We start from the raw sequence: 12,437 nt of genomic DNA on the forward strand, positions 1-12,437 counted from the left end.
GGCCAATCACGAACGGCCGCGCCGATGTCGCTGCAAGGAGCCACAGCGACGCGGCCGGTTCGCATCAGGCACTGAACTTCGCTGCCACCTCAGCGACGCGCTTGCCAAACAATTTGGCGGTGTCGAGGTCGCCTTGCGGCATTTCTGCAGGCGATGCGTCCGACGGCGACTGTGCCATGGCACCGGCCGAAGAACCCAGATAGTTGACGTCGTTGCGTTGCGCCGCCTTGGCGTTGTTTGGCAACATGCCGGTGCCCGCCCAGATGCCGCTGTGCTGCATCGCCAGGGTGAACAGGTAATGCAGGGTTGAGTGCTTGTCGCCATTGATGGTGGCGCTGTTGGTGAAGCCGGCAAACACCTTGTCTTTCCAGGCCTGGCTGTACCAGGGCTTGCTGGAGGCGTCGGCAAACTTCTTGAACTGCCAGCTCACGCTGCCCATGTAGGTGGGGCTGCCCATGATGATCCCATCGGCGGCATTGAGCGTGGCCCAACCCGCGTCCGTCAGATTGCCTTCGGCATCAATCGGGACCAGCTCGGCGCCCGCGCCGTCCGCGACCGCTTGCGCCATGCGCAGGGTATGACCATAACCCGAGTGAAAAACTACTGCTACTTTTGCCATTTGGAATTTCCTTGATGAGGTGCGAAAGAACGAGGTCTGCGGCGCAGACCTCCGTGATCAAAAATGTGATGAGCCGTGTGGGACCGGTTGGTCAACTCAATCTTGACGCCTGGCGTCCAGGCTCCAGGCACCCGCGCCATGGGCCGCCAGCAGCAGCAGGCCGCCGACCACCGCGATGTTCTTGTAGAACATCAGTTGCTGCATCATCGCCTGGTCAACCGGCACGCCCCAGAAGTTGTGAAAGAAGAACGTGGCAACCAGCGTGAACGCCGCCAATGCCAGCGCCGCAAAGCGGGTTCCCAAACCACTGATCAAGGCCAGCGAGCCGCCAACCTCCACGATGATGGCGATGACGGCGCCCAGTGCGGGCATCGGCAGGCCTTTGGAGCCGATGTAGCCGACGGTGCCGGCAAAGCCCGCGATCTTGGAGATGCCCGCCGGCAAGAACAGCAGGGCGAGCAGCAGGCGACCAATCAGAGTCAGCGGGTTTTGAAGGGATGTGCGCATGGGGAAGTCCTTTTAAGAGTTAAGAAATGGAAGAAAGAATCAAGAAAATCAGGCAATCAGGTCAAAAACCAGCACTTCAGCGTCTTTGCCGTGTGTCAGATTGACCTGGATTTCGTCGGCCAGCAAGGCCGCGTCACCGGCAGTCAAGCATTGGCCATTGACGTCGAGTTCACCGCGCACCAAATGCACGTAACTCTTTCGATTCGGCGCCAGCGTGAGTTGGGCGGACTGGTTGCCGTCCAACAAGCCCGCGTACAGGCGCGCATCGGCATGAATCGTGACCGAGCCCTGGGCACCGTCGGGCGACGCGACCAGGCGCAACTGGCCCTGCTTTTCGGTATCAAGAAAGGTCTTTTGCTCGTAGCTGGGCACCACACCCGTCACATTGGGCTCAATCCAGATTTGCAGCAAATGGGTGGTGGCGTTGGGCGCGTGGTTGAACTCGCTGTGCTGCACGCCGGTGCCGGCGCTCATGCGCTGCACGTCGCCGGGCGGGATCGCCTTGATGTTGCCCATGCTGTCCTGGTGCGCCAGCGAGCCGCTCAGCACGTAGGTGACGATCTCCATGTCGCGATGGCCATGGGTGCCAAAGCCCTTGCCGGCCGCGATCCAGTCTTCATTGATCACGCGCAAATTGCCCCAGCCCATATGCTGCGGATCGTAATAACCGGCAAAAGAGAAACTGTGAAAGGACTTGAGCCAGCCGTGGTCGGCGAAGCCGCGTTCCTGCGATTTGCGAACTGTCAACATAGCAAGTACTCCTTGAATGACCCGTACTTTAGGTGCATCCAGGGCGGCTGACACCCCCTCACTTTGACGACATCATTCAAATTATTCGAATTAACGATGCCTTTGAAGCTTAATTCTCACCCCGAAGGCATGCCAATGCCTCTGCCATTTCGATAGCTACACCGGCTTACAACACGAGGGCCAGCGGAGAACTTGTCTTAAACATTGCCACGCGTCTTGGGGTGGTCAAAGAAGAAACGCAGCATTTCAAGCGTGGCATCGGGGCCGCTCGCATCCGTGTACGAACCACTGGCGTGGCCACCCGACCATGCGTGCCCGGCCCCATGCACCAGCCAGTGCTCGGTCAAAGCCTGGCCCTGGTCGCCATGCTGGGTGGAACGTGTGTAGCGCCGCCCCTGGGCCGAGACACCCTGCTCCACCCTCGCATTGCCTGAGGGGCGCGCATGCGAGTCCTGCGCACCGGCGGCAGCACCCAAGGCAGCGGCAATCACCTGCTCGCCATTGCGCGGATGCACAGTCTGGTCCTGGTCACCGTGAAACACGATGGTGGGTATGGGCATCGGCGGCTCTAGCAGCGCTTTCGCGGCCGCGTCGGCACGGCCGCCCCAGGCCCGCTCGACGATGCCAACCTGGCCGCTCTTCATCACCATCAGCGCCTCCGCCACATTGCTCGCGGCGCCACTGGGCAGGCCCGAGTGAACGCCGACGGCCGCAAACAGCTCCGGGTAGGCCGCCGCGACGATGACGGCCATCGCACCACCGGCCGACAAACCGGCGATATAAACGCGACGCGTATCAATGCCGTGCTGTTGGATCACCGCCTGCGTCAGGCTGGCGATCAGGGCCGGTTCACCCCGTCCGCGCTCCTGGTGCTTGTGCTCGAACCAGTTCCAGCAGCGTGACGGGTTAAGGTCCGGGGACTGCTGCGGGTACAGCACGAAGAAGCCCTGCTCGCGGGCGCGCTCATTCATGGCGGTGCCCGCGGCAAAATCATCCGGGTCCTGGGTGCAGCCGTGCAGCATCACCACCAGCGGCATTGCTTTGCCGGCACGACCCGGCGGTATGTAGAGCTTGAAGTGGCACGTCAACGCCGCATGGGTGTGTGTGCCGCTGATGAACTGGCCGCCGCCGGCATCGGGGGCGCCCGGCTTGCGCGCATCCACCTTGGACGCACGGCCATCCAGCATCCACGGTGACGGCATCTGCATCGCGGCGCCGGGGAGCAGGTAAGACCCGGCATCCGCCCACGGGTTGACGGGACCGGGCGCAACACTCACGGCGGCCGTGCCACGCAACGCACTTTGGATGGCCTGGGTCGCTTCATTCAAGCGGCCCGACTGCGTTAATTGTGTGGCGGTGCGCATCAGTTCCTGAAGGGTCTTGTTCATGCAAACTTTCTTGGGTTGGAGTGGCGAGGGCTTCAAGGGGAAGATCAGCGCCGGCGATTGGCCAGCGCAGCCTTCACCGCCGGGCTGGCCTGCAGCGCGCCCAGAACTTCCAGCGAGTCGATGGTGGCCAGGGCCAGCTCAGGCGTCACGTCAGGCGCGATCGTCACCAGCCCGAGCACGCGAATCTGCAGCGTCTGCCTGGCCGCCTGCAGCGCGCGCAGGTCATCGGCACTGAAATGCTGCAAACCCAGCACCAGCATCTTGCGCGCCACCACCTGCCGCACCGCTTCCGAGTGGGTCCCGAGCTGATTGCGGATGGCGGTGCGGATGAAGTCGGTCCGGTTGCTGTAAAAACCCTCGGCAACCATCAGGTCAACGTGCCCCAAGTCGACAAACCCGAGGTTGATGGTGATCTTCTCCGAGTCCGCCAGCTTGGGCTTGACCGCAAGGGGTGTGGTGTTTTGATTCATGGGACCATCTTAGCACCATCCACACGGATGGTATATAGATGGTATTAAGAGTCAATACACGTCATAAACCCAAAACATTTTGTCGCATTGGCTTACACACTGCCATTGGGGCCAGTCGGCATTTGACGGCCCAAAGCCCGGCGAGGCCCGTCCAGCTTGGCTTGCGGCCACAAGGGGCCTGCCTTGGTGTGAAATTTGCTTGTGTCAATGTCCTCAAGGGCGTGTCAATTCTGGCCGTACACCCCGACACCAAGGAGATCAGCCATGAAAAAGTTTCTGACGATTTTTGCCGTCGCCGCGGCGATTTTCGGCGCCCCGGCGTCCCAGGCCTCCCCGGTGACCTTCACCGCCATCCTGGACGGACCGAGCGAGGCGGTCCCGAATGCATCGCCGGGGACCGGCAACGCAACCGTCATCATTGACGCGGCGCTGCACACCATGGACGTCTCAGCCACCTTCTCGGGGCTCGTCGGCACCACCACCGCGTCCCATATTCACTGCTGCACGGCCATCCCGGACAGCGGCGCCGCCGGCGTGGCTACCACAACGCCGACCTTCACCGGATTCCCATTGGGGGTCACCGCCGGCAGCTACAGCCACCTGTTTGACATGACCGATGCAGGCTCCTACAACCCCACCTTCATTACAGCGCAAGGGGGTATCAGCCAGGCCGAGGCGGCGCTGTTCGCCGGCATGTTCGCCGACAGCGCCTACTTCAACATCCACACGACCCAGTTCCCGGGCGGCGAGATTCGCGGATTCCTGCACGCCGTTCAGGCCGTGCCCGAACCCGGCAGCCTGGCGTTGCTCGGGCTGGGGCTCGCGGGGCTCGCCCTCAGCAGACGCAATCACCGCACCTCACTTCATTAGCTGGGCTCGCGCGACGTTGGCAGGCTCCACAACCAGGCTGCAACCCCGGTGCAGAAAATCCCTGGGATCCAGCGCACCTGCACAGGCATCATCCACCACGCGAGCGCCGAACTCAGGATCATCATGACCAAGGCAAACTGCTTGGCACGCAAAGGCACAGCGCGGTTGGCGCGCCAGTCTCGCACCATCGGGCCAAAGCGGTGATGCGTCAGCAACCACTGCTCATAACGCTGACTGCCACGGGATATGCAATACGCCGCCAGCAGAACAAACGGGGTGGTCGGCAACACGGGCAACACGATGCCGATGACACCGATGGCCAAAAAGATGGCGCCGCAGACCAACCAGATCCAGCGCTGCCAGCGCGGACGTGACCCTATTGCTGCAGGCTTAAAAATCGCCACTCCCTCCAGACGCCAGCGACTCAAACTTGGTGATGGTGTTCAGGAAGGCCAGCTTGACCACGCCGGTGGGGCCGTTACGCTGCTTGGCAATGATGATCTCGGCCACGCCCGGCTCTTTGCAGGCGTCCTTGGTGTAGTACTCGTCGCGGTAAATGAACATGATGATGTCGGCGTCCTGCTCAATGGCGCCGGACTCGCGCAAGTCACTCATCATCGGGCGTTTGTCGGGCCGCGTTTCGACGCTGCGGTTGAGCTGAGACAAGGCAATCACCGGGCATTGCAACTCTTTGGCCAGCATTTTCAGGCCCCGCGAAATCTCGCCCAGCTCGGTGGCGCGGTTTTCGCCATCGCTGTTGGAGCCACTCATCAGTTGCAAATAATCGACCACGATCAGACCGAGCTTGCCGCACTGGCGCGACAGGCGCCGTGCGTTGGCGCGCAGTTCGCTGGAGGTCAAGCCCGCCGTTTCGTCGATGTGCAGGGAAATGGTGCGCAGCTTCTCGATCGCCTCGGTCAGACGCGGCCATTCCTCGTCCGTCAGCTTGCCGGTGCGCAAGTGGCCCTGATTGATACGCCCGATCGAGCCCACAATACGCACCGCCAATTGCGCGGCGCCCATTTCCATCGAGAACACGGCCACCGGCAGGCCTTCGTTGAGTGCCACGTGCTCGGCGATGTTGATCGCCAGCGCCGTTTTGCCCATGGACGGCCGCGCCGCCAGCACCACCAGATCGCCCGCTTGAAAACCAGCCGTCATGCGGTCCAGGTCGTAAAAGCCGGTTGGCACCCCGGTGACATCGTTGGGGTTGTCGGCCATCTCCTGCACCCGGTCCAAGAGCGCCACCACCAGCGAGTCCATGGCCTGAAAACCCTGGCGCGTGCGCGCGCCCTCTTCGCCGATGTTGAAGATTTTTTGCTCGGCCTCGTCCAGAATCGCGGCCACGGCCCGACCTTTGGGGTTAAAGGCGTTGGTGGAGATTTCATCGCTGGCGGCCACCAGCTTGCGCAGAATCGAGCGTTCCCGCACGATCTCGGCGTAGCGGCGGATGTTGCCCGCACTGGGCACATACTGGGCCAGCGAGTTGAGGTAAGCCAGGCCACCGATTTCTTCGGCCTTGCCCTGGTTTTGCAACTGCTCGAACACCGTGATCACGTCGGCCGGTTTGGTTGCGTTGATCAAGGCGCCCAGCGCGATAAACACCATGCGGTGCTCGTAACGGTAAAAATCACCCTCGGTCAACAGGTCGTTGACACGGTCCCAAGCGCCGTTGTCGAGCAGCAGCCCGCCCAGAACGCTGGACTCGGCTTCGATGGAGTGCGGGGGAATGCGCAATTGCGCGACTTGGGCGTCTTGACCGTAGTCAAAAGGCACAGCAGAAAGTACAGCAGACATGGGGGTGAGGTTTTCCTTTGAGCCGTCGATACTACGCCAGCGCCAGGCCAACGTCGAATGAAAAGCTGGGCACAAGCCCTTTAAAAGCTGTGGACAAACTGTGGAAATTGCGGGACAAACTGGTTTGACTAGGCTGTTGGCCCAACCGATGTAACACTCATGCGGTCAGGTCATGTCCAACATTGATATTGCAATTCGCGGCGGAATGATTGAGCGGCGGTTATGCAGCGTGGGCAATCGCACAACCACGGTTGCTCGGCCGGCCTGATCATCGAGCTAAATATCATGGCCGACTCGTTTCCGAATATCGATCATGGTGTTTTACAGCCAGCATCCAGCGTGCAATTGTTCCGGGCGCTACGCCACCACTCCAGCAGCTGCTTGAAGCTGCCACCAAAACCGCGGTTGAGAAGCTCCTCCGAAACCATGGAGCATTCGACGGCCGCGCTGAAATCCAAGAGGGCGCTCGATGCCAGTTGCTCACATTCAAGGTAGTTCGCCTTGAGTTCTGCCACCGAAACCGCCCTTAAGGGGGTGCGATCGGGGGGCTGCGCATAAGCGGCCACACTCACCAAAGCAGCGAACGGCAACAACATCACCGACGCTTTCAACGTTAAGTTTGTCATCGAGTCCGCCCCAAGCCGCTTTAAAAAAGAAGCATGGGAATAAAAATACAGTATTAAGAGGTGCAATGATTTGTTGGTTGTCAAAGAATCGGTCCGTGGAACGTCTGTCTTCATGATGGCGTGGGTAGCCGCCCGGCACTAGTGGATCGGCTCCTATAGGGTCGCGCCCCAATTGGGTTTACAGGTTCTCTTCGGCCAACAGCGTAGTAAAACCCGGACAAACGGGAAACTCGCCACCACGTCTAGCCAAGCTTCAATCAAACGCAACATGGCGCGCCACGCTGCCAAAACAAAAGCCCGCAAAGCGGGCTTTTGTCAGCAGGATGATTTATGCCATTTCAGTCTGTAGCCCCCGTAGTACGGGCGCAAGTAGCTGCAAATAACATAGCAACAAGTCATCCTCAGTAAGTCTGCCCCAACTGATCCAGAATCGCCGGATTCTCCAGCGTGGAGGTGTCCTGGGTGATGGTCTCGCCCTTGGCCAATGAGCGCAGCAGGCGGCGCATGATCTTGCCGGAACGGGTCTTGGGCAGGTTCTCGCCAAAGCGGATGTCCTTGGGTTTGGCAATCGGGCCAATTTCTTTGGCCACCCAGTCGCGTAGTTCCTTGGCAATGGCTTTGGCTTCGTCACCGGTGGGCACCGGACGCTTGAGCACCACAAAGGCGCAAATCGCCTCACCGGTCATATCGTCCGGGCGCCCGACCACGGCAGCTTCGGCCACCAGATCGGTCTTGGCAACCAGCGCCGACTCGATTTCCATCGTGCCCATGCGGTGCCCTGAGACGTTGAGCACGTCGTCGATGCGGCCGGTGATGCGGAAGTAACCACGATCGACACTGCGCACCGCGCCGTCCCCCGCCAGATAAACCGTGCCACCCAGCTCATCCGGGAAATAGCCTTTCTTGAAGCGCTCCGGATCATTCCAGATGGTGCGAATCATCGACGGCCAGGGGCGCTTGACGACCAACAAGCCGCCCGATCCATTGGGCACATCGTGACCCGCTTCGTCCACGATGGCCGCCATGATGCCCGGCAGTGGCAAGGTGCAGCTGCCCGGAACCAGTGGCGTGGCACCGGGTAGCGGCGAAATCATGTGGCCGCCGGACTCGGTCTGCCAGAAGGTGTCCACAATCGGGCAACGCTCACGGCCGACGTGTTTGTAGTACCACATCCAGGCTTCGGGGTTGATCGGTTCGCCGACCGTGCCCAGGATGCGCAGGCTCGACAGATCCGAGCGATCAGGGTGAACTTTTGCATCGGACTCGGCCGACTTGATCAGCGCACGGATGGCAGTCGGCGCGGTGTAAAAAATGCTGCACTTGTGGCGCTCGATCATCTGCCAGAAGCGACCGGCATTCGGGTAGGTCGGGATGCCTTCAAATATGATTTGCGTGGCGCCTGCTGCCAGCGGCCCATAGGCCACGTAGGAGTGGCCGGTGATCCAGCCGATGTCGGCGGTGCACCAGAACACATCGGACGGCTGCAGGTCAAACACCCAGTCCATCGTCAGCTTGGCCCACAGCAAGAAGCCGCCGGTGGAATGCTGCACACCCTTGGGTTTGCCCGTGGAACCCGAGGTGAAAAGAATGAACAAGGGATGCTCGGCACCCACCGCCACCGGCGCGCATTCGGTGCTTTGCCCGGCCAATGCATCGGTGAACGTGACGTCGCGCCCGGCCACCATATTGCAGGCGGTGGTGGCGCGCTGGTACACAAAGACCGTCTTGATCGACTCGCAGCCGCCCAGACCCAAACCTTCGTCCACAATCGATTTCAAGGGCAGCTCTTTGCCGCCGCGCTTCTGGTAGTTGGCCGTGACCACGGCCACCGCACCGGCATCCATGATGCGTTCTTGCAGCGCCTTGGCCGAAAAGCCGCCAAACACCACGCTGTGGATGGCACCAATGCGGGCGCAGGCCTGCATGGCAATCACACCTTCGAGTGACATCGGCATGTAGATCAGGACGCGGTCGCCCTTGTTGATGCCATGGGCCTTGAGTGCGTTGGCAAACTGGCTGACGCGGGCCAGCAACTCCTTGTAGCTGGTCTTGGTGACGACACCGTCGTCGGCTTCAAAAATGACGGCTGTTTTATTCTCCACCGGCGTGCCCATGTGCTTGTCCAGGCAATTGGCCGAAGCGTTGAGTTCACCGTCTTCAAACCATTTGTAAAACGGTGCATTGGACTCGTCGAGGGTTTTGGTGAAAGGTTTGGTCCAGACCACGTTTTCGCGTGCCAGGCGAGCCCAGAAGCCTTCAAAATCTTTCTCGGCTTCGGCGCACAGCGCGTTGTAGCCGTCCATGCCGGAAATGCGCGCGGCCTTGACGGTCGCCTCGCTCGGCGGGAAAACACGGTTTTCAACCAATGTGGATTCAACGGCGGTTGATGGTGAACTCATGGGTAGGTCTCCTCTTGTTAAAAATGCAAGGCGTAAATGTGAATCCTGGCACTTACAGGCCACTGACGTGCCTCAACCGAACGAAACAAGCTGTCCGACCCCGCAGTTGGGTCAGACTGCTTTGCGGCTTGCCAACAGCAGCGCGACACCGGCCGCTCCACTGAGCAATGACCCCAGCAGGACGCCGATTTTGACCTGGACTTCATACGCCGCATCAGCCCCTTCAAACGCCAGCGAACCAATGAACAGGCTCATGGTAAAGCCCACCCCACACAATACGCAGACCCCAAAAAACTGACTCCAGCGACATTGATCGGGCAACTGCGCATCGGTCAAGCGGATCAACAACCAGGACGCACCAAAAACGCCGATGGGTTTACCAATCAGCAAGCCAAACGCAATGCCCAGCGGCACCGTTTGGGTCAAAGTAGCCAGCGTCACCCCTTGCAATGACACACCCGCATTGGCAAAGGCAAACACCGGCAACACCAGGAATGCCACCCATGGCTGCAGGGCGTGCTCAGCTCGTTCCAGTGGTGAGCCGCCCTTGCCATCTGCCAGCGGAATCGCCAGCGCCGTGATCACACCCGCCAGCGTGGCATGAATACCCGACTTGAGCACGCAAACCCAAATCACCAGCCCGACCACCACATACGGCCCGACCGCCATCACCCGGGCCCGATTCAGCCCCAGCAGCACCAGCGCGCCAAGTCCAGCTGCCAGCAGCATGGTGGGCGACAGGTTATCCGTGTAAAAAAATGCAATCACCAAAATGGCGCCCAGGTCATCAATGATGGCGACCGCCGTCAAAAACACCTTGAGGGAGGTCGGCACGCGGCTACCCAGGAGCACCAAAAGCCCCAAGGCAAACGCAATGTCGGTGGCCATGGGGATCCCCCAACCGCGCAAGCCCACCGGCTCGCCCCAGTTGATGGCGGCATAAATCAGCGCTGGCACCGCCATGCCGCCCAGCGCGGCAACGGCCGGCAGCATCGCCTGCTTGAGCGAAGCCAATTCACCGTTGAGCAACTCGCGCTTGATCTCCAGGCCGACCAGGAAGAAGAACACCGCCATCCACAAATCATTGATCCAGATCAGCATCGGCTTTGATAGCAGCAGCCAGTCTGCACCCATCTTCACCGAGCCGGGAATCTGCAAGAACTGCTGGTAATAAGAGCGCCAGGGTGAATTGCTGATCACCAGCGCAACCAATGCAGACAGAGCCAGCAGCACGCCACCGGCCGACTGTGAATTGATGAACTGATCGATGCGGCGGGCAATAACTTTGAGCATGGGTGAAGGTGTTGCCGACTGGGCCAGCGGCCATTTGAGAGGGGTAAACTTGTACTCATTGTCACCAATTGCGCAACTCCGCTTCATATTCCCTTTAACTACCTGAGGTTTCAAAGCATCATGAGTACCATCCGCCAGAATGACCTGATCGAGTCCATTGCCGCCGCCCTGCAATACATCAGCTTCTACCACCCGGCCGACTACATCACGCACCTGGCGCGTGCTTATGAGCGTGAACAAAGCCCGGCGGCCAAAGACGCCATTGCGCAAATTCTGACCAACAGCAAGATGTCGGCAGAAGGCCACCGCCCGATCTGCCAGGACACCGGCATCGTCAACGTGTTCCTGAAAGTGGGCATGGACGTGCGCTGGGGCGAGTTCACCGGCAGCCTCGACGACGCCATCAACGAAGGCGTGCGCCGCGCCTACACCAACCCCGACAACCCGCTGCGCGCCAGTGTGGTGGCGGACCCGCAGTTTGAACGCAAGAACACCAAAGACAACACACCCGCGGTTATATTCACCGAAATCGTGCCCGGCGACAAGCTCGAAGTTACGGTGGCCGCCAAGGGCGGTGGCAGTGAAAACAAAAGCAAGATGTACATGCTCAACCCCAATGACTCGGTGGTCGATTGGGTGCTGAAGACCGTGCCCACCATGGGCGCCGGCTGGTGCCCGCCCGGCATGCTGGGCATCGGCATTGGCGGCACGGCAGAAAAAGCCGTGCTGATGGCCAAAGAGAGCCTGATGGACAACCTGGACATGCACGAACTGCAGGCCAAAGCCGCTGCTGGACAAACACTGACAAAAACCGAAGCCTTGCGGATTGAACTATTGGACAAGGTCAACGCGCTGGGCATCGGCGCGCAGGGCCTGGGTGGCCTGACCACCGTGCTGGACATCAAGATCAAGATGTACCCCACCCACGCGGCAGGCAAACCGATCGCCATGATTCCGAACTGCGCCGCCACACGGCACGCGCACTTTGTGATGGACGGCAGCGGCCCGGTCTATTTGACACCCCCTTCGCTGGACACCTGGCCCGATGTGCAGTGGACGCCCGACTACGTCAAGAGCAAAAAGGTCAATCTCAACACCTTGACCAAGGAAGAAGTGGCGAGCTGGAAACCCGGCGACACACTCTTGCTCAACGGCAAGATGCTGACTGGCCGCGACGCCGCCCACAAGCGCATCAAGGACATGCTGGCCAAGGGCGAAAAGCTGCCGGTCGATTTCACCAACCGCGTGATTTACTACGTTGGCCCGGTCGACCCGATCAAGGGCGAAGCGGTCGGCCCGGCCGGCCCGACCACCGCCACCCGCATGGACGGGTTCACCGAGATGATGCTGGCTGAAACAGGCTTGATCGCCATGATCGGCAAGGCCGAGCGCGGCCCGGTCGCCATTGAAGCCATCAAGAAACACAAGAGCGCCTATCTGATGGCCGTCGGCGGCGCCGCCTACCTGGTGTCCAAGGCGATCAAGACCGCCAAGGTGGTGGGCTTTGCCGATCTCGGCATGGAAGCCATTTATGAATTCGACGTGGTGGACATGCCGGTCACCGTGGCAGTCGATGCAGGCGGCACCAGCGCCCACATCACCGGCCCGGCGGAATGGCAAAAGCGCATTGCCAGCGGCGAATTCAAGGGCATCGAAGTCGCTAGCGCCTGACGGCCAGAACTGGACCGGAAACGCAAAGAAGAAGCTCTTGAGCAACG

General features: G+C 60.5%; 12 protein-coding genes. 2 read left to right on the plus strand and 10 right to left on the minus strand.

What is annotated here, in order from left to right; genetic code table 11:
* Positions 1 to 64 precede the first annotated feature (64 nt).
* From RFER_RS13000 to RFER_RS13020, 5 genes are all read right to left on the minus strand, one after another.
* Entirely contained in the window at positions 65 to 619 is a 555-nt protein-coding gene (locus tag RFER_RS13000) for a flavodoxin family protein (RefSeq protein WP_011464858.1), read from the minus strand.
* 96 nt (positions 620 to 715) lie between these two features.
* The gene (locus tag RFER_RS13005) at positions 716 to 1,126 is read right to left on the minus strand and encodes a DoxX family protein (RefSeq protein WP_011464859.1); all 411 of its coding nucleotides are present in this window, start codon (positions 1,124 to 1,126) and stop codon (positions 716 to 718) included.
* Between the two features lie 48 nt (positions 1,127 to 1,174).
* Positions 1,175 to 1,876, minus strand: a complete 702-nt coding sequence (locus RFER_RS13010; protein ID WP_011464860.1) for a pirin family protein — start codon at positions 1,874 to 1,876, stop codon at positions 1,175 to 1,177.
* Positions 1,877 to 2,073: 197 nt separating this feature from the next.
* Positions 2,074 to 3,264, minus strand: a complete 1,191-nt coding sequence (locus tag RFER_RS13015) for an extracellular catalytic domain type 1 short-chain-length polyhydroxyalkanoate depolymerase (protein ID WP_011464861.1) — start codon at positions 3,262 to 3,264, stop codon at positions 2,074 to 2,076.
* A gap of 44 nt (positions 3,265 to 3,308) precedes the next feature.
* On the minus strand, positions 3,309 to 3,734 hold the full coding sequence (locus tag RFER_RS13020; protein ID WP_011464862.1) for a CopG family transcriptional regulator: 426 nt from the start codon (positions 3,732 to 3,734) through the stop codon (positions 3,309 to 3,311).
* Between the two features lie 264 nt (positions 3,735 to 3,998).
* On the opposite strand from RFER_RS13020, the gene RFER_RS13025 reads away from it, so the two are divergent.
* Positions 3,999 to 4,604 (plus strand): CHRD domain-containing protein, encoded by a 606-nt coding sequence (locus tag RFER_RS13025; RefSeq protein ID WP_011464863.1) that lies wholly within the window; start codon positions 3,999 to 4,001, stop codon positions 4,602 to 4,604.
* Here the strand turns inward: RFER_RS13025 and RFER_RS13030 are convergent.
* The 5 genes from RFER_RS13030 to nhaA all read right to left on the minus strand — a co-directional run bounded on the left by RFER_RS13030 (position 4,601) and on the right by nhaA (position 10,719).
* Positions 4,601 to 5,008: a YbaN family protein gene (locus tag RFER_RS13030; protein ID WP_011464864.1), complete on the minus strand. Its 408-nt coding sequence runs from the start codon at positions 5,006 to 5,008 to the stop codon at positions 4,601 to 4,603. The genes RFER_RS13025 and RFER_RS13030 overlap by 4 nt on opposite strands.
* Complete coding sequence (dnaB, locus tag RFER_RS13035; RefSeq protein WP_011464865.1) at positions 4,995 to 6,401, minus strand: replicative DNA helicase; 1,407 nt, start codon at positions 6,399 to 6,401, stop codon at positions 4,995 to 4,997. The genes RFER_RS13030 and dnaB overlap by 14 nt, the downstream gene beginning before the upstream one ends.
* A gap of 311 nt (positions 6,402 to 6,712) precedes the next feature.
* The gene (locus tag RFER_RS13040; protein WP_166485720.1) at positions 6,713 to 7,141 is read right to left on the minus strand and encodes a hypothetical protein; all 429 of its coding nucleotides are present in this window, start codon (positions 7,139 to 7,141) and stop codon (positions 6,713 to 6,715) included.
* A 287-nt stretch (positions 7,142 to 7,428) separates the two neighbouring features.
* Positions 7,429 to 9,426 (minus strand): acetate--CoA ligase, encoded by a 1,998-nt coding sequence (acs, locus tag RFER_RS13045; protein ID WP_011464866.1) that lies wholly within the window; start codon positions 9,424 to 9,426, stop codon positions 7,429 to 7,431.
* 111 nt (positions 9,427 to 9,537) lie between these two features.
* Entirely contained in the window at positions 9,538 to 10,719 is a 1,182-nt protein-coding gene (gene nhaA / locus RFER_RS13050; RefSeq protein ID WP_011464867.1) for a Na+/H+ antiporter NhaA, read from the minus strand.
* A gap of 120 nt (positions 10,720 to 10,839) precedes the next feature.
* Between nhaA and RFER_RS13055 the strand changes: the two genes are divergently transcribed.
* Positions 10,840 to 12,390 carry a fumarate hydratase gene (locus RFER_RS13055; RefSeq protein ID WP_011464868.1) on the plus strand — a complete coding sequence of 517 codons (1,551 nt, stop codon included), beginning with the start codon at positions 10,840 to 10,842 and terminating at the stop codon, positions 12,388 to 12,390.
* Positions 12,391 to 12,437 lie beyond the last annotated feature (47 nt).

Origin of the sequence: Rhodoferax ferrireducens T118 (assembly GCF_000013605.1) — a bacterium.
GTDB classification, from domain to species: domain Bacteria; phylum Pseudomonadota; class Gammaproteobacteria; order Burkholderiales; family Burkholderiaceae_C; genus Rhodoferax; species Rhodoferax ferrireducens.